Annotated in this window: 12 protein-coding genes and 1 rRNA gene; 10 read left to right on the top strand and 3 right to left on the bottom strand. The window is 55.9% G+C overall.

Annotated features, from left to right (window positions below; translation table 11 throughout):
• Nucleotides 1-44 precede the first annotated feature (44 nt).
• From rrf to ACN9MQ_RS21635, 4 genes are all read left to right on the top strand, one after another.
• Nucleotides 45-160 (top strand): 5S ribosomal RNA (gene rrf, locus ACN9MQ_RS21650).
• Nucleotides 161-294: 134 nt separating this feature from the next.
• A complete protein-coding gene (gene murB / locus ACN9MQ_RS21645) occupies nucleotides 295-1,323 on the top strand; it encodes a UDP-N-acetylmuramate dehydrogenase (RefSeq protein WP_044868115.1) in 1,029 nt (342 codons plus the stop codon).
• Nucleotides 1,320-2,282 carry a bifunctional biotin--[acetyl-CoA-carboxylase] ligase/biotin operon repressor BirA gene (gene birA / locus ACN9MQ_RS21640; RefSeq protein ID WP_032680102.1) on the top strand — a complete coding sequence of 321 codons (963 nt, stop codon included), beginning with the start codon at nucleotides 1,320-1,322 and terminating at the stop codon, nucleotides 2,280-2,282. The genes murB and birA overlap by 4 nt, the downstream gene beginning before the upstream one ends.
• 6 nt (nucleotides 2,283-2,288) lie before the next feature.
• Nucleotides 2,289-3,284, top strand: coding sequence for a glycosyl hydrolase family 8 (locus ACN9MQ_RS21635; protein ID WP_020884478.1), 996 nt, complete (start codon nucleotides 2,289-2,291; stop codon nucleotides 3,282-3,284).
• Nucleotides 3,285-3,329: 45 nt separating this feature from the next.
• On the opposite strand, the gene bcsG is transcribed toward ACN9MQ_RS21635, so the two are convergent.
• The 3 genes from bcsG to bcsE are packed head-to-tail and all read right to left on the bottom strand — an operon-like array spanning nucleotide 3,330 to nucleotide 6,755.
• Nucleotides 3,330-5,009 carry a cellulose biosynthesis protein BcsG gene (gene bcsG, locus ACN9MQ_RS21630; RefSeq protein WP_020884479.1) on the bottom strand — a complete coding sequence of 560 codons (1,680 nt, stop codon included), beginning with the start codon at nucleotides 5,007-5,009 and terminating at the stop codon, nucleotides 3,330-3,332.
• Nucleotides 5,002-5,199 (bottom strand): cellulose biosynthesis protein BcsF, encoded by a 198-nt coding sequence (gene bcsF / locus ACN9MQ_RS21625; RefSeq protein ID WP_025202797.1) that lies wholly within the window; start codon nucleotides 5,197-5,199, stop codon nucleotides 5,002-5,004. Before bcsF ends, bcsG begins: the two co-directional genes overlap by 8 nt.
• On the bottom strand, nucleotides 5,193-6,755 hold the full coding sequence (gene bcsE, locus ACN9MQ_RS21620) for a cellulose biosynthesis c-di-GMP-binding protein BcsE (protein ID WP_020884480.1): 1,563 nt from the start codon (nucleotides 6,753-6,755) through the stop codon (nucleotides 5,193-5,195). Before bcsE ends, bcsF begins: the two co-directional genes overlap by 7 nt.
• 173 nt (nucleotides 6,756-6,928) lie before the next feature.
• Here bcsE and bcsR point away from each other — a divergent pair, with 173 nt between their 5' ends.
• From bcsR to bcsC, 6 genes are read left to right on the top strand one after another with little or no spacing between them, the layout of a single operon-like run.
• Nucleotides 6,929-7,117 carry a cellulose biosynthesis protein BcsR gene (gene bcsR / locus ACN9MQ_RS21615; protein WP_020884481.1) on the top strand — a complete coding sequence of 63 codons (189 nt, stop codon included), beginning with the start codon at nucleotides 6,929-6,931 and terminating at the stop codon, nucleotides 7,115-7,117.
• A gap of 11 nt (nucleotides 7,118-7,128) precedes the next feature.
• Nucleotides 7,129-7,881, top strand: coding sequence for a cellulose biosynthesis protein BcsQ (bcsQ, locus tag ACN9MQ_RS21610; protein WP_049021713.1), 753 nt, complete (start codon nucleotides 7,129-7,131; stop codon nucleotides 7,879-7,881).
• Nucleotides 7,878-10,493: a UDP-forming cellulose synthase catalytic subunit gene (gene bcsA / locus ACN9MQ_RS21605; protein WP_025202799.1), complete on the top strand. Its 2,616-nt coding sequence runs from the start codon at nucleotides 7,878-7,880 to the stop codon at nucleotides 10,491-10,493. Before bcsQ ends, bcsA begins: the two co-directional genes overlap by 4 nt.
• A 10-nt stretch (nucleotides 10,494-10,503) precedes the next feature.
• Entirely contained in the window at nucleotides 10,504-12,924 is a 2,421-nt protein-coding gene (gene bcsB, locus ACN9MQ_RS21600; protein WP_041162902.1) for a cellulose biosynthesis cyclic di-GMP-binding regulatory protein BcsB, read from the top strand.
• Nucleotides 12,925-12,930: 6 nt separating this feature from the next.
• Nucleotides 12,931-14,037: a cellulose synthase complex periplasmic endoglucanase BcsZ gene (gene bcsZ / locus ACN9MQ_RS21595; RefSeq protein ID WP_426021578.1), complete on the top strand. Its 1,107-nt coding sequence runs from the start codon at nucleotides 12,931-12,933 to the stop codon at nucleotides 14,035-14,037.
• A complete protein-coding gene (gene bcsC, locus ACN9MQ_RS21590; protein WP_426021576.1) occupies nucleotides 14,019-17,501 on the top strand; it encodes a cellulose synthase complex outer membrane protein BcsC in 3,483 nt (1,160 codons plus the stop codon). The genes bcsZ and bcsC overlap by 19 nt, the downstream gene beginning before the upstream one ends.
• The last annotated feature ends 25 nt before the right edge of the window (nucleotides 17,502-17,526 follow it).

Genomic DNA, 17,526 nt, shown 5'->3' with positions numbered 1-17,526 from the left:
GCGTGAGAGAGACGATTTTCAGCTGATACAGATTACAGAATTTGCCTGGCGGCTTTAGCGCGGTGGTCCCACCTGACCCCATGCCGAACTCAGAAGTGAAACGCCGTAGCGCCGATGGTAGTGTGGGGTCTCCCCATGTGAGAGTAGGGAACTGCCAGGCATCAAATAAGTGAAGAGGCCATCCGAAAGGATGGCCTTTTTGCGTTTTTATCCCTTCCTCGTTGCTCTAAACTAATCACCTATCCCCCCGTATATACGGTAAACTATCCCGGTTTTTGTCTCAGGATAGCGTCTATGAATCACTCCCTTAAGCCCTGGAATACCTTTGGCATTCAACGTAATGCTAATAAAATTGTACGTGCCGATACTGCACAGCAGCTGCTGGATGCCTGGCAAAGCGCAACAGAACAAGACGAACCTGTACTGATTCTGGGCGAAGGAAGTAATGTCCTGTTTCTCGATGATTTTGCGGGAACGGTGATCGTTAACCGCATCATGGGAATTGATGTGGAAGAGCGCGCCGATAGCTGGCATCTGCACGTTGGCGCCGGTGAAAACTGGCATCATCTGGTGCAATACACCCTGGACAAAGGGATGCCAGGACTGGAAAACCTTGCCCTTATCCCTGGCTGCGCCGGATCATCCCCCATTCAAAATATCGGTGCCTATGGCATCGAACTGAAACACGTTTGTGAATACGTCGATTGTATTGAGCTGGCGACCGGCGCGGCTCAGCGTTTAACCGCTGAACAGTGCCGTTTTGGCTACCGTGACAGTATTTTCAAGCATGAATATCAGGATCGCTACGTGATTGTCGCCGTAGGCCTGCGTCTGTCAAAAAACTGGCAGCCGGTGCTGACCTACGGTGATTTAACGCGTCTCGATCCCGAAACGGCGACTGCCCGTGATGTTTTTGACTCGGTGTGCCATATGCGCACGACCAAACTTCCTGATCCTAAAGTGAATGGAAATGCGGGAAGTTTCTTCAAAAACCCGGTTATCAGCAGCGAAAACGCACAAGCGTTTCTTGCAGGTTGGCCTGCCGCGCCCCATTACCCACAGGCGGATGGTAGCGTGAAGCTGGCCGCGGGCTGGCTTATCGATCAATGCCAGTTAAAAGGCGCCTCCGTGGGCGGTGCGGCCGTTCATCGCCAGCAGGCTCTGGTGCTGATTAATCAAAACGATGCGACCAGCGAGGATGTTGTCCAGTTGGCCCATCACGTCCGTCAGCAAGTGGGCGAAAAATTTAACGTCTGGCTGGAGCCAGAGGTCCGCTTCATTGGCCGTACGGGTGAAGTGAATGCCGTGGAGGTTATCGCGTGAAGGACAATACTATCCCTTTAACCCTGATAAGCATTCTTGCCGACGGTGAATTCCATTCCGGCGAGCAACTGGGTGAACACCTGGGCATGAGCCGTGCCGCCATTAACAAGCATATCCAGACCCTCCGCGACTGGGGTGTCGATGTCTTTACGGTACCCGGAAAAGGCTACAGCTTGCCGGAGCCGATTCAGCTGCTGAATGAAGAGCTGATCCGCAGCCAGGTAGAGCATGGCAATGTTGCGGTCTTGCCGGTGATCGATTCGACCAACCAGTACCTTATGGATCGACTCAGCGAATTATCCTCCGGGGATGCCTGTGTAGCCGAGTACCAGCAGGCCGGGCGTGGCCGTCGAGGCCGCAAGTGGTTTTCGCCATTTGGTGCCAACCTCTATCTCTCCATGTACTGGCGTCTGGAGCAGGGTCCCGCTGCTGCTGTTGGCCTGAGCCTGGTCATCGGGATTGTGATGGCGGAAGTGCTGCACGATCTGGGCGCTGATAAGGTGCGGGTGAAATGGCCAAACGACCTTTATCTGAACGATCGTAAACTTGCCGGTATTCTCGTTGAATTAACGGGTAAAACAGGCGACGCGGCGCAAATTGTCATTGGTGCAGGCCTCAATATGGTGATGCGCAATGTACAAAATGACGTGGTGAATCAGGCGTGGACCAACCTGCAGGAAGCGGGGATCACCATCGATCGCAACACCCTTGCCGTGCGTATGATAAAAGAATTACGCAGTTCGCTTTCGCTCTTTGAACAAGAGGGGCTGGCATCCTTCCTGTCCCGTTGGGAAAAGCTGGATAACTTTATTAACCGTCCGGTGAAATTGCTGATTGGTGATAAAGAGATCTACGGTATTTCCCGCGGCATCGACGCACAGGGCGCGTTGCTCCTGGAGCAGGATGGCGTGATCAAACCCTGGGTGGGCGGTGAGATTTCACTGCGCAGCGCGGAATAACCCATTATGCGAAAACCCGCATGCGCCGCTCTGGCCGTCATGATGAGTTTACTGTTCTCCCCCCTCTCTCAGGCGGGCCAGGCCTGGGAGAGTTACAAAGCACGCTTCTTTACGCCTGAAGGGCGGATTGTCGATACCGGCAACGGTAATGTTTCGCATACTGAAGGCCAGGGCTTCGCCATGCTGATGGCGGTGGCTAACGACGATAAAGCCACGTTCGATAAGCTCTGGAAATGGACTGACGGTACGTTAAAGAACAAAGAAAATGGTCTGTTTTACTGGCGTTATAACCCTGCCGAGTCCAACCCGATTGCTGATAAAAATAACGCCGCCGATGGCGATGTCCTGATTGCCTGGGCGCTGTTGAAAGCGGATACGCGCTGGCATGACAAACAGTACAGCGCCGCATCGGATGCGATAACGAAAGCACTCATTAGCCACACCGTGACCCGTTATGCGGGTTACCGCGTGATGCTGCCCGGTGTCCAGGGGTTTACCCTCGACGGTGAGATCGTGCTTAACCCCTCTTATTTCGTCTTCCCGGCCTGGCAGGCCTTTGCCAGCCGCAGCCATTCGCCGGTCTGGGGCAAGTTGATTCAGGATGGCCATCGCTTGCTGGCAAAAATGGGATCGGGTAAAGCCAGACTTCCCACGGACTGGGTCTCACTGGGCTCTACGGGCACGCTGTCCCCGGCCAAAGCCTGGCCGCCACGGATGAGCTACGACGCGATCCGCATTCCACTTTACCTGGCCTGGTCTGATAAGAAGAGCCCGCTGTTAACGCCGTGGCGAGCCTGGTTCGGTCAGTTCCCCCGCGAACAAACTCCCGCATGGGTAAACGTGACGACCAATGAATATGCGCCTTACATGATGGAAGGGGGGCTGCTGGCGGTACGTGATTTAACGATGGGACAGCCATCCGGAGAACCCGAGATCACTGCAAAGGATGATTACTACTCCGCAAGCCTGAAAATGCTTGTATGGCTTGCTGAGCAGCCATAACGGAACGGGTGAGCCCTCTCCCCTGGGGGGAGAGGGAAGTGCGGTTTACTGCGGATAAGGTACCCAGTCTCCACCGTTCAGGCGAACGTATGGTTTGTTCTGATACTGAATCACGACCGCGTTCGCGTTCTCAGAGACTTCGGCAGTTTGCGGCAGGTTACTGGTGAGCTGATCCCAGTTCACGCTGTCTTCCACAAACAGTTTGCCGTCAACCGCGCGGGCAACCAGTTCTGAAATGGCCAGATAGCTGGTTGGCTGAGCGATCTCAATCGGTGCGCCCTGATGAGGTGCCTTCATACCAAAGAATTTAATGCCTGCCGGTACGTTGGTAATAGACGGGCTAGGGATATCACGCAGACCTGACACCTGCATTCTGTCGCCTTTCAGCGCGGCGCCGTGTTCAGGTACCACAACCACCATCACTTTACGGCCCGATTTATCCAGCTCCGTAAAGAACGCGTCCAGTTCATCGAAGAATTTCTGCGCACGAACTTTATAATCGGCCGTTTTGCTCACGCCAGGGAAGTGGTTACCATCGTGAAGCGGCAGCGTGTTGTAGAACGTTGCACTGCGCGGATTACTGTCTTTTTCGATGGTCTTCAGCCAGCGTTGCAGCACGGCGGTATCGTCATAAACAGGTGAACCGTCAAAGCCCAGCAGAGTGACCGGCAGTCCGGTTTGATCCATCAGCTGTGCCTGCATACCACCCTGTTCGCGTACCTCTTTCAGGAAGTTACCGAACTGGCCGTTATGTCCCAGCATCAGATGCTGCGTGAAGCCCAGTTTTGAGAGGTTATCGAACAGATAACACTGGTTGCCGGCGGGTTGATACAGGTTCTTATGCGATGTCTGACCGCAGCTTGCACGAAGCAGGCGAATTGCCGCCGGGCCGCTGTACGAGGTGGCAGAGTTAAAGTCTTTAAACTGGATATCGAAATGGGACCACAGCGGGTGAGACATCAAACCCGCGGCATCGACGTCAGCCCAGGAGAGTGAACAGATGTTGATCACCAGCAGCTCAAACGGCTGAGCATCCGCCGGCAGGGCTTCCGGGAATTTGGTCTGACGTTTATCTTCCGCGGTATAGAAGCTGGAGAGCCAGGCGTTCAGGTTAGTGGACGTCGGCGGTGCGGTCTGCGTCGGGATATCGCCGACCACAGGCGTATCACCTGCCGTCGTGACGGTTGCCGCTGCACTTCCCCCGGTAGTGGTCACCGTGGTCGTGGGTTGACCCGCGGGCCACAGGGAGAAGTCTGGACCTGCAAGCGTCAGCACGTTCAGCCAGATCATAATGGCGACGACAAATACCGTGACGCGGATCCATTGTGACAGGAACAGCCAGGCTACCAGCAGCACAAAGACGGCACCTATCATTTGCCAGTTAATAAAGCGCTCGGTCAGGTCAAGGACATAGCTGGCGCTAAACCCTGCCACCTGCGAACCCTGACTCATAATGCTGTCCGGTCCCGGCAGCCAGGTGTCATGCCAGAACAGAGCAAAGCCGACAGGGATAGCAATCCAGTGACGCAAGCGATGCAGCCTGATATTGGGCAAAGGCATCAGCAGGAAAGCCATAAACACCAGGTTGAGCAGGGGATGGAAATTCAGATAGCCTGCCCACAGCAGACCAAACTTCACCAGAAAGTAGAAGTTCCAGCCGGAAAGGCCGCGCCAGTATTGCCAGAGCGGCGATGGTGACGAAGCGGTATAGGTAGAATTAGTCATGTTTTCGGTCTGCCTTGACGTGTGATGCCCGTGTCAGTGTTCCGGCTGGTTTTACATAGCGAGGTTTTACAAACAGCACTCTGGCCGTATCGCGGATACGGCGTATGGAATGGCGTGCATAGTAGCCAAGCGGGAAAAAGATCAGCGCACAGAATACGACCAGTTGAATGATATCGCTGATATTCATGATGGTGCGTTCTCCCCATTCTCAGTTAACAGGCGAAGGGGTTCCGGTATTCGCCGCCAGACGTGTCCGTCATGTCGGGCGTTGAGAATCGGTTTGGCATCGCTCTTCACGGTGAGCGGTTTCGCCCATTGTTCAGGCTCGAGGGCGCGCATCTGCACCAGCTCTGCACTGATAGAATTATCTTCGAACCAAATCATACGGTTCGAGAAAATATCCCCGGTTGGCAGCGGGAAGATATGGTTAAGGGCGGTATCAAGATCGTTTATCCGGCAGAAGGACAAGAACAGCACCAGGCGGTTGTCGCCGATGGTCATAATGTCTCCTGTGCGGTTCGGACGGCACAAGGTGAGCGCCTGTTCAACGCGGATACCCGGTACCGGGCGCAGGGCAACCATCACCCCTTTCCCGTCTGCAGGAAGCAGCGTGTTGCTCATCATGTTGCCGACGGCGTCGCAGAAGGTATCCCATTTCTGGTATCCGCGCAGCTTCATCGGCTGCGTCATGGAGAGCAGGGTGGAGATATCTTCCGGTACGTGACGGTTGAACTGCTGACCCTGAACACTTTCGAGAAGCGTCAGGCAGCGTGATAACGGCGCATTCCACGGAATGACCATATTGGCACCGCAGCCCAGAAGCAGGCGCTCATCCGTGGCGCGAAGGCTGGTGTTATTTTCGCGCACCACTATTTTTAAGGCGCTTCCGCGCTGGCGACGTAAGGTATGGATCTGTCGCGCCAGCGTTTCAATCTGGTTATTTTGCATGAGCGAAAAAACAATGGTTGCCGCCTGGGTTGTGCGAGCTTCATTAAAAAGCGCTTCGTTAGAATCAAACAACGACCAATTTTCCGAGAGCGCAGGCGCCCCCTCTAAAACGGCAATATGGCTCAGGATTCGTTTTTCATCGCTGCGCGGTTGCACCACGGTTTCTTCCTGCTGCGCCAGGTGCCATTCGCCCTCAATATGTTTAAGGGTGAGCTGTTGTCTGGCGCTTACGCCTTTTTCATTACACCAGAACGCAATATCGTAGAGATAGCTGTCTGCCTGGTTCCGAAGACTCGCCAGACCAAACAGGGAGCGATATTCGCCCATTAAAAGGGAAAACAGTTTGTCGTTATTACTGCCAGGATTGACTATCAATAGCGTGCAATTTTGAAATTTTGCCCATTTATTGATTTTTTCCAGCCAGGGCAGTAGTTTTTCAGCAGGGATATTTTGCAGGGCGTTATTTGAGCATTTCAGAATCACCAGATAGTGATCCGGATCAATAGAGCACTGAATGTCGCGGGACAAAAAGTATAGACTATCGGCCTCCGCAGGCATGGAAAATAATCGCACCGTCTGCGGACCGCGATCGTTTTCAAGGGTGATAATTTTCTTTGGCTCTTCGCCCATGCTCACGACGGCCACGCGGGAATCCTTGCCCTGAGCGGCAATTGTCTTGTTTACCAGACTGATAGCATCTTCATTACGATCCGTATTAATCCACCAGACTCCTCCGACTGGCATGTGGCTCAATTCGTCCCATAATGACTGGATGCCAATAGAAAATATGGAGTCCACGGTGTCCCTCTTTTCGTTTAATTTCTCTGTATCTCAGTTTACTAGCGAAAGCGTAGAAATAAACCTAACATTGAAATTAAAGAACATCAGATTTAGCATGTAAATGAAATTTGATAGGGCAGGAAGCCTCGCTACTTCTGATTGTGCGATTTTACTCAAAGGGATGGAATAGAATGGATAATAACGAACCCGGCACCCCAGTCGACTCAACCCTGGGTTACACATTCCAGAACGACTTTCTGGCGCTGACGCAGGCGTTTTCATTACCTGAAATAGATTACACCGACATTTCCCAGCGGGAACAGTTGGCCGCGGCTATTAAACGTTGGCCGCTATTAGCTGAATTTGCCCAACAACAATAAGGGAGCCATTGATGGCCATACTAGGATTACAGGGCGTCCGTGGTGGAGTAGGTACAACATCCGTTACCGCGGCGCTGGCGTGGTCATTACAGCTTTTAGGTGAATCGGTATTGGTGATTGACGCCTGTGCCGATAATTTGCTGCGCATGTCGTTTAATGTCGACTTTACGCGTACAGAGGGTTGGGCTCGCGCGCTGCTTGATGATAAAGACTGGCGCGATGCGGGTATGCGTTATACCTCGCAGCTTGATGTACTGCCCTTTGGCCAATTGACCACTACCGAGCGTGAAAATGAAGCTGCCTATCAGCGTCTGTTTTCCCAGTTCACCGTCGCACTGCAGGAGCTGAAAGAAAAAGGCCATTATAAGTGGATCCTTCTGGATCTGCCGCACGGCGCCGGCACGCTGACCCGACAGTTTATGGCGCAGTGCGATCGCGTGCTGTCGATTGTGAACGTCGACGCGAATTGCCATATCCGTCTGCATCAGCAAGGGTTGCCTGAAAATGGTCATATCCTGATTAACGATTTACGCATTGGCAGCCAGATCCAGGACGATCTGTATCAGGTTTGGCTGCAAAGCCAGCGCCGTCTGCTGCCGATTGTTATCCATCGTGATGAGGGCATGGCGGAATGCCTTGCCTCCAAACAGCCACTCGGTGAATACCGCAGCGATTCCCTGGCGGCAGAAGAGATCCTGACGCTGGCGAACTGGTGTCTGCTGCACTTTGCCAAAGGGGCAGAGCCTGCAGGGAGTTCTGTATGAGCCGTCTCGCCAGCTGGTTACTCATCCCGCCGGTCAGTTCGCGTCTGAGCGAACATTACCGGCATTTTCGCCGACACGGTGCTTCGGCATTCAGCGCCGCGCTCGGCTGCTTCTGGATGATTCTGGCCTGGACGTTCATTCCCCTCGAACACCCGCGCTGGCAGCGCATTCGTGCGCAGCACAGTGAGTTATATCCGCATATTCATCCCGACCGCCCGCGACCGTTGGATCCGGCGCGTTATATCATTCAGGCTGTCTGGCTGGTGGCCACGTCGTCCCGCTCAGAAAACAAAGCGCCGCGCTGGCGCAGCTTCTCCCGCGTGCAACATTTACGTGAGCGCTATCACCAGTGGCTGGACAGTTTGCCTGACCGCGTGGGTGATAAGACCAGCCATCTGGATAACCATAAAGAGCTCGGGCATCTGCACCCGGGCTTGCGGCGTTTTATACTCGGCGTAATCGTCGTTTTCTCGCTCATACTGGCCCTGGTCTGTATTACGCAGCCCTTTAACCCTCTGGCGCAGTTCACCTTCCTGATCCTGCTTTGGGGCGTGGCATTGCTGGTGCGCCGTATCCCGGGACGCTTCTCCGCCCTGATGCTGATAGTGCTGTCGCTGACCGTCTCCTGTCGCTACATCTGGTGGCGTTACACCTCAACGCTCAACTGGGATGACCCTGTCAGCCTGGTGTGCGGTCTGGTTCTGCTGTTTGCGGAAACGTACGCCTGGGTTGTACTGGTGCTGGGGTATTTCCAGGTCATCTGGCCGCTCAACCGTCAGCCGGTTCCGCTGCCAAAAGACACGTCACAATGGCCGTCTGTCGATCTCTTCGTGCCGACCTACAACGAAGACCTGAGCGTGGTAAAAAACACGATTTACGCCGCGCTGGGCATCGACTGGCCGAAAGATAAACTCAAAATCTGGGTCCTGGATGACGGCGGCCGCCCGGCGTTCCGTCAGTTCGCGGAAGAGGTGGGTGTCGAGTACATCGCCCGTACCACGCATGAACACGCCAAGGCCGGGAACATCAACAACGCCCTCAAATATGCCAAAGGTGAGTTTGTCTCAATCTTTGACTGCGACCACGTGCCGACGCGCTCGTTCCTGCAGATGACGATGGGCTGGTTCCTGAAGGAGAAAGAGCTGGCGATGATGCAGACGCCGCACCACTTCTTCTCGCCAGATCCGTTTGAACGTAACCTTGGCCGTTTCCGTAAAACCCCTAACGAAGGCACGCTGTTCTATGGCCTGGTGCAGGACGGGAACGACATGTGGGATGCGACCTTCTTCTGCGGTTCCTGTGCGGTTATTCGCCGTAAACCGCTGGATGAGATCGGTGGCATTGCCGTCGAAACGGTCACCGAAGATGCGCATACCTCGCTGCGCCTGCACCGTCGGGGCTACACCTCCGCGTATATGCGTATTCCGCAGGCCGCGGGTCTGGCAACGGAATCTCTCTCGGCGCACATCGGCCAGCGTATTCGCTGGGCGCGCGGCATGGTGCAGATTTTCCGTCTCGATAACCCCCTGATTGGGAAAGGGCTGAAACTCGCGCAGCGTCTGTGCTACGTCAACGCCATGTTCCACTTCCTGTCCGGTATCCCTCGCCTCATCTTCCTGACCGCGCCGCTGGCGTTCCTGCTTCTTCACGCCTATATCATCTACGCGCCTGCGCTGATGATTGCGCTGTTTGTTCTGCCGCACATGATCCACGCGAGCCTGACGAACTCGAAGATTCAGGGTAAATACCGCCATTCGTTCTGGAGTGAAATCTACGAAACGGTGCTAGCCTGGTACATCGCGCCGCCGACGATGGTGGCGCTGATCAACCCGCACAAAGGTAAATTCAACGTCACCGCGAAAGGCGGTCTGGTGGAAGAGGAGTATGTCGACTGGGTCATCTCCCGGCCGTACATCTTCCTGGTGTTGCTGAATATCGTGGGCGTGATTGCCGGTATCTGGCGCTACTTCTACGGCCCGGAAAACGAGATCCTGACCGTGTTCGTGAGTATGGCATGGGTGTTCTACAACCTGATTATCCTCGGCGGCGCGGTTGCGGTGTCGGTGGAGAGCAAACAGGTCCGCCGTGCGCATCGCGTGGAAATCTGCATGCCTGCGGCAATCGCCCGTGAAGATGGTCACCTCTTCTCCTGTACCGTGCACGACTTCTCAGACGGTGGTCTGGGGATAAAAATCAACGGTCAGGCGAAGGTGCTGGAAGGGCAGAAGGTTAACCTGCTGCTGAAGCGCGGCCAGCAGGAGTACGTCTTCCCGACGCAGGTGGTGCGTGTAGCCGGTAATGAAGTCGGTCTGCAGCTGATGCCGCTGACGAAAAAGCAACATATTGATTTTGTGCAGTGTACGTTTGCCCGCGCGGACACGTGGGCTCTCTGGCAGGACAGCTTCCCGGAAGATAAACCTCTGGAAAGCCTGCTGGATATTCTGAAGCTGGGGTTCCGTGGCTATCGTCACCTTGCAGAATTTGCCCCGTCGTCGGTGAAATTAATTTTCCGGTCCCTTACTTCGCTGGTTTCCTGGATCGTATCGTTCGTTCCTCGTCGTCCCGAGCGGGATGAGGCGAAGCAGGCGGACCCGGTTATGGCTCAACAATGATGATAACGCGATGAAAACTAAACTTTCCTGGTTATGTGCAGTGGCAATGGGGGTAAGTGCGCTCCCCACAACGATGGCTAACGCAGCACCCGATAACGCAGCGGCAACGCCTGCTCCGACGGTACCTGTGGTCGCCCAGGCGACCGATCCGGTTATCACCGCGGCACCCGGTCAAACGGAAAACGTCATTCCGAACCAGCCTACGGACGGCAACACCCTGCCGGCAGACAGCAATGTCGTCGGTCAGGTGATGCCGGGCGTACAGGGAGCAAACGCGCCTATTGTCGCGGAAGATGCCCCATCACGGGACGTGAAGCTGAGCTTTGCGCAGATTGCGCCGCCGCCGGGCAGCATGGTGTTGCGCGGTATTAACCCTAACGGCGGCATTGAGTTCGGTATGCGCAGCGATGAGGTGGTCTCTCACGCCATGCTGAACCTTGAATACACGCCATCGCCGTCGCTGTTGCCGGTACAGTCTCAGCTGAAGGTTTACCTGAATGATGAGCTGATGGACGTCCTGCCCGTCACAAAAGAGCAACTGGGTAAGAAAACACAGGCCCAGGTGCCAATTAACCCCCTTTTCATCACCGACTTTAACCGCATACGTCTGGAGTTTGTCGGTCACTACCGTGACGTCTGTGAGAACCCTGCCAGCAATACCTTGTGGGTAGATGTAGGACGCAACTCTTCGCTGCAGATGACCTACCAGTCGCTGGCGCTGAAAAACGACCTTTCGTCGTTCCCGGTTCCGTTCTTTGATCCGCGTGATAATCGTCAGTTAGTGCTGCCAATGGTGTTTGCGGCGTCTCCGGACGTCACCGAGCAGCTGGCGGCCACCATTGTGGCATCGTGGTTTGGTTCACGTTCCGGCTGGCGCGGGCAGAACTTCCCGGTGATGTACGACAAAATGCCGGACAGAAACGCGATCGTGTTTGCGACCAACGCGAAACGTCCTGCCTTCCTGCGCGATCACCCGGACGTAAAAGCGCCGACCATTGAGATGATGAGCCACCCGGATAACCCGTACGTGAAGCTGCTGGTGGTCTTCGGGCGTGATGATAAAGACTTGGTGCAGGCGGCCAAGGGCATTGCCCAGGGTAACGTTCTGTTCCGTGGAAACAGCGTGGTGGTGGATGAGGTTAAACCGCTGCTGCCGCGTAAACCTTATGATGCACCAAACTGGGTGCGTACTGACCGTGCCGTCACGTTTGGCGAACTGAAAACGTATGAAGAACAGCTGCAGGCAACGGGGCTTGAGCCAGCCCCGATTAGTCTGTCACTGAATCTGCCGCCAGACCTGTACCTGCTGCGCACCAACGGTATTGATATCAATCTGAGCTACCGTTACACCGCGCCGGCAACCAAAGACAGCTCGCGCATGGATATCAGCCTGAACAACCAGTTCCTGCAATCTTTCAGTCTGACAAGCACGCAGGATACTAACCGACTGATGCTCCGTCTGCCGGTGTTGCAGGGGCTGCTGGACGGGAAAACGGACGTCTCTATTCCGGCGCTGAAGCTTGGGGCGATCAACCAGCTGCGCTTTGATTTCCAGTACATGAACCCGATGCCTGGCGGCTCGGTGGATAACTGCATCACCTTCCAGCAAGTACAGAACCACGTTGTGATTGGTGATGAGTCAACCATCGACTTCTCGAAGTATTATCACTTCCTTGCCATGCCGGACCTGCGTGCATTTGCCAATGCCAGCTTCCCGTTCAGCCGTATGGCCGATCTCTCTGAATCCATTGTCGTCATGCCAAAAGCGCCAAATGAGGGCCAGGTGACGACCCTGCTGGACACCATGGCGTCCGTAGGTGCGCAGACCGGATTACCGGCAATTAACGTCACATTGACTGACGATGGTAGCCAGATCCAAAACAAAGACGCGGACATCATGGTGATCGGTAACATCCCGGATAAGCTGAAGGATGACAAGCGTATCGATCTGCTGGTCAAAGCGGCGCAGTCCTGGGTTAACACGCCACTGCGTCAGACCGAGTTCCCGAGCATTATGCCGGATATCAACGATCGTCAGGCCAGCGTGCAGACAACCGTTACGTCTCAGGGACCAATGGCCGCGGTGGTTGGCTTCCAGTCACCTTACAACGAGCAGCGTAGCGTAGTGGCGCTCCTGGCGGACAGCCCGCGTGGGTATGCGTTACTCAACAGCGCGATGAACGACAGCGGCAAACGTGCCGCGATGTTTGGTTCGGTGGCGGTGATCCGCGAGTCTGGGGTCAATAGCCTGCGCGTGGGCGATGTGTACTACGTGGGCCATCTGCCGTGGTTCGAGCGTCTGTGGTATGCGCTGGCTAACCATCCGGTTCTGCTGGCTATCCTGGCCGCCGTCAGCGTGGTGTTGCTGGCGTGGGTGCTGTGGCGTCTGCTGCGTATCATCAGCCGTCGTCGCCTTAACCCGGATGAGTAACAGGTGATGAAAGCGTTTCGCTGGTGTGTGTTAGCAGCGTTGATGCTGGCGGCGATCCCTCTTCGCGCCGCCTGCACCTGGCCTGCCTGGGAGCAGTTTAAAAAGGATTACATCAGTGAGAGCGGGCGTGTCATTGATCCCAGCGACACGCGCAAAATCACCACGTCGGAAGGGCAAAGCTATGCGTTGTTCTTTGCCCTGGCCGCGAACGATCGCAAAGCCTTTGATCAATTGCTGACGTGGACGCGCGACAACCTGGCCGGGGGCAATCTGAACGATAATTTGCCCGCCTGGCTATGGGGTCAGAAAGACCACGACAACTGGGCGATAATCGATACCAACTCCGCCTCGGATGCCGATGTCTGGATTGCCTGGTCACTGCTTGAGGCGGGCCGGCTGTGGAAACATCCGGACTATACCCGCACGGGTAAGGCGCTCCTTAAACGCATTGCCCATGAGGAAGTGGTGAAAGTACCGGGACTCGGCTCCATGCTGCTGCCCGGGAAGGTCGGTTTTGCCGAGGAGAAAGCCTGGCGCTTTAACCCCAGCTATCTTCCTCCGCAGATAGCGAGCTATTTCACGCGCTTTGGTGCCCCGTGGACGACCCTTCGTGAAACAAATCTGCGCTTGTTGCTGGAAACGGCGCCAAAGGGGTTTTCGCCGGACTGGGTGCAGTATCAGAAAAACAGAGGCTGGCATTTGCAGCAGGATAAATTGCTGGTGGGCGGCTACGACGCCATCCGCGTCTACCTCTGGGTCGGAATGATGAGTGACAAAGACGCCCAGAAAGCCCGGTTGCTTACGCGCTTCCGGCCGATGGCGACAATGACAACGAAACACGGTGTACCGCCGGAAAAAGTGGATGTGGCGAGCGGGAAGCCTGCGGGCAAGGGGCCGGTCGGCTTTTCCGCTGCGATGCTGCCTTTTTTACAGCAGCGTGATGCGCAGGCGGTACAGCGCCAGCGCGTTGCAGATAATTTTCCCGATAATAATGCCTATTACAGCTACGTACTGACTCTCTTCGGGCAAGGATGGGATCAGCATCGTTTTCGCTTCACCGCTCAAGGTGAATTAATACCGGACTGGGGCCAGGAATGCGCAACTTCACAGTAAATCTACTCAGTTTATCGCTTGGCCTGGCGCTGATGCCGCTGGCTCAGGCCGCTAACTCCCCGCAGCAGCAACAGCTGCTGCAACAGGTGCGGCTGGGTGAATCGACGCAGCGTGAGGATTTGGTTCGTCAGTCGCTCTACCGCCTTGAGCTGATTGACCCGAACAACCCCGACGTCATTGCGGCGCGCTTTCGTTACCTGCTTCGTCAGGGTGATAACGCCGGTGCGCAAAAAGAGCTGGATCGTCTGAAAGGGATCGCGCCGGGCTCCAGTGCGTATCAGTCCTCGCGCAATACGATGCTGCTTTCTACGCCTGAAGGCCGTCAGCAGTTACAGCAGGCCCGGTTACTGGCTACAACGGGTCATACTCAGGAGGCCATTGCGGCCTATGACAAGCTTTTTGACGGTAATCCGCCGGGCGGTGACGTGGCGACGGAATACTGGAATGTTGTGGCGAAAGATCCTGCCCGCCGTGGTGTCGCCATTAACCAACTGAAGAAAATTAACGCCAGCAGTCCGGGCAATACGCAACTGCAGGGCACGCTGGCCCAGTTGCTGTTCCAGACCGGACGCCGCGATGAAGGCTTTGCGGTGTTGCAGGAGATGGCCAAATCCAGCAATGGCCGCAGCCAGGCATCTGATATGTGGTATGAGCAGATCAAAGATCAGCCTGTCAGCAACGCCAGCGTCAGCGCGCTGCAAAAATACCTGAGCGTCTTCAGCGACGGCGACAGCGTAGCGGCGGCACGTACCCAACTTGATACGCAGCAAAAACAGCTCGCCGACCCAACGTTCCGTGCAAAAGCACAAGGGCTGGCGGCGGTGGATGCCGGGCAGGGCGATAAGGCGGTGGCGGATCTGCAAAAAGCGGTCAGCGCAAATCATGCCGACAGCGAAGCCGTGGGCGCGCTTGGACAGGCGTACTCTCAGAAAGGCGATCGCGCCCGTGCGGTGGCGCAGTTTGAAAAGGCGATCGCCCTCGATCCGCAGAGCGATAACCGTGGCAAATGGGACAGTTTGCTGAAAGTTAACCGCTACTGGCTGCTGATCCAGCAGGGTGATACCGCCCTGAAAGCGAACAATACGGCGCAGGCGGAACGTTATTACCAGCAGGCGCGTACCCTCGACAATACCGACAGTTATGCGGTGCTGGGGCTGGGAGATGCCGCGGCGGCGCGTAAAGACACGGCTGCGGCGGAACGTTATTACCGTCAGGCGCTGCGTATGGACAGCGGTAACAGCAATGCCGTTCGTGGCCTTGCCAATGTTTATCGTGCGCAGTCCCCGGAAAAGGCCGCGCAGTTTATCCAGTCGCTCTCTGCCAGCCAGCGCCGAAGCATTGATGACATTGAACGTAGCCTGACCAACGAGCAGCTGTCAGCCCAGGCGGAACAGCTGGAAAACCAGGGCCAATACGCTCAGGCGGCGGAAATTCAGCGTCGTCGTCTGGCACTCTCTCCGGGCGACGTCTGGATAACCTACCGTCTGTCGCGCGATCTCTATAGCGCGGGCCAGCGCAGCCAGGCGGATAACCTGATGCGCCAGCTTGCCAGCCAGAAACCGTCCGATCCGGAACAGGTGTATGCCAGTGGGCTGTATCTCTCCGGAAACGATCAGGACCGGGCCGCGCTCACGCATCTGGAGACGCTTCCGCGTAGCCAGTGGAACGCCAATATTAAGGAGCTTGCCGACCGCCTGCAGAGTAACCAGACGCTGGAAACGGCAAACCGACTGCGCGACAGCGGCAAAGAGCAGGAGGCGGAAAACCTCCTTCGCCAGCAGCCGTCCTCTACCCGTATCGACTTAACCCTTGCGGACTGGGCGCAGCAGCGTGGCGATCTGGAGGCCGCGAAAACGGCTTACAACACCGTGCTGGAGCGTGAACCGCAGAACGAAGATGCGATCCTCGGTCTGACCGAAGTGTATAGCGCCCAGGGCAACAAAGAGGCAGCCCGTGCCGCGCTGGCAAAACTGCCTGCTGCGCAAAACGGAGAGCCGCTGTCGCTCAATATGCAGCGCCGGATCGCGATGGCGCAGGCAGGCCTTGGGGATTCCGCCGCCGCAGAGCAGACGTTCAGCAAGATTATTCCTCAGGCGAAATCACAGCCTGCATCTATGGAAAACGCGCTGGTATTACGTGATGCCGCACGTTTCCAGACGCAAAATGGTCAGCCTCAGCAGGCACTGGAAACGTATAAAGATGCGATGGTGTCGTCAGGCGTCACGACGACACGTCCGGCTGACAATGACAGCTTTACCCGCCTGACGCGTAACGACGAAAAAGACGACTGGCTGAAACGCGGCGTGCGTAGCGACGCCGGTGATTTGTACCGTCAGCAGGATGTTAACGTCACGCTGCAGCATGATTACTGGGGCTCCAGCGGCACCGGCGGCTATTCCGATCTTAAAGCGCATACCACCATGTTACAGGCGGATGCACCACTGGCGGATGGCCGTATGTTCCTGCGTAGCGATTTGGTCAATATGGATGCCGGGTCCTTTTCCACCGATAACGGTACCTACGATCCGAAATGGGGCACTTGTGCCGAAACGCCGTGTAGTGGCAACACGCATCAGTCAGCAAATGGCGCGAGTATTGCCGTGGGCTGGCAGAACAAAACCTGGGCGTGGGATATTGGTACCACGCCGATGGGCTTTGACGTTGTCGACGTGGTCGGTGGTGTAAGCTACAGCAGCGACCTGGGGCCAATCGGTTATACCGTTAACGCCCATCGTCGCCCGATCTCCAGCTCTCTGCTCGCCTTTGCCGGGCAAAAAGATACCAACACCGGCACCACCTGGGGCGGCGTGCGCGCAACCGGCGGTGGCGCGAGTATCAGTTATGACAAAGGTGAGGCGCACGGCGTCTGGTCGAGCCTGAATGCGGAAACGCTGACGGGTAAAAATGTGGAAGATAACTGGCGCGTCCGCTGGATGACCGGTTACTACTACAAGCTCATCAATAAAAACAATGAGCGTCTGACCGTCGGCGTGAGCAACATGCTCTGGCACTACGATAAAGATCTGAGCGGTTATACCCTGGGTCAGGGCGGTTATTACAGCCCGCAGGAGTATGTCTCCTTCGCGTTGCCTGTCACCTGGCGTAAACGTACCGAGAACTGGTCCTGGGAGCTGGGCGGATCGGTGTCATGGTCTCATTCTAAAACTAACGACGTGATGCGCTATCCCATTCAGGGACTGATTCCGACCGATGAGCCCGGTCGCTACACCGACAGAGGCGAAATGGAAACCGGCAGCAGCTCCTCAGGCACGGGTTATACCGCACGGGCCATTATCGAGCGCCGGGTCACGTCCAACTGGTTTGTGGGCCTCGGTGTGGATATTCAGGAAGCAAAAGATTATACCCCAAGCCACGCACTGCTTTATGTACGCTACTCTGCTGCAGGCTGGCAGGGCGATATGGACTTACCGCCGCAGCCGCTGATCCCTTACGCGGACTGGTAATCGGATTTAACTTAATCCATTTGTA

It is taken from the genome of Enterobacter sp. R-25 (assembly GCF_049913205.1).
Classification (GTDB): domain Bacteria; phylum Pseudomonadota; class Gammaproteobacteria; order Enterobacterales; family Enterobacteriaceae; genus Enterobacter; species Enterobacter ludwigii.
Note: the sequence above shows the minus strand (reverse complement) of the source record. Positions and strands in the feature narration are given on the sequence as shown.

What these genes read in the sequence shown, in the direction of transcription:
- murB (WP_044868115.1), top strand. Translation starts at nt 295, where the DNA reads ATGAATCACTCCCTTAAGCCCTGGAATACCTTTGGCATTCAACGTAAT.
- ACN9MQ_RS21635 (WP_020884478.1), top strand. Translation starts at nt 2,289, where the DNA reads ATGCGAAAACCCGCATGCGCCGCTCTGGCCGTCATGATGAGTTTACTG.
- bcsG (WP_020884479.1), bottom strand. Translation starts at nt 5,009, where the DNA reads ATGACTAATTCTACCTATACCGCTTCGTCACCATCGCCGCTCTGGCAA.
- bcsR (WP_020884481.1), top strand. Translation starts at nt 6,929, where the DNA reads ATGGATAATAACGAACCCGGCACCCCAGTCGACTCAACCCTGGGTTAC.
- bcsQ (WP_049021713.1), top strand. Translation starts at nt 7,129, where the DNA reads ATGGCCATACTAGGATTACAGGGCGTCCGTGGTGGAGTAGGTACAACA.
- bcsA (WP_025202799.1), top strand. Translation starts at nt 7,878, where the DNA reads ATGAGCCGTCTCGCCAGCTGGTTACTCATCCCGCCGGTCAGTTCGCGT.
- bcsB (WP_041162902.1), top strand. Translation starts at nt 10,504, where the DNA reads ATGAAAACTAAACTTTCCTGGTTATGTGCAGTGGCAATGGGGGTAAGT.
- bcsZ (WP_426021578.1), top strand. Translation starts at nt 12,931, where the DNA reads ATGAAAGCGTTTCGCTGGTGTGTGTTAGCAGCGTTGATGCTGGCGGCG.
- bcsC (WP_426021576.1), top strand. Translation starts at nt 14,019, where the DNA reads ATGCGCAACTTCACAGTAAATCTACTCAGTTTATCGCTTGGCCTGGCG.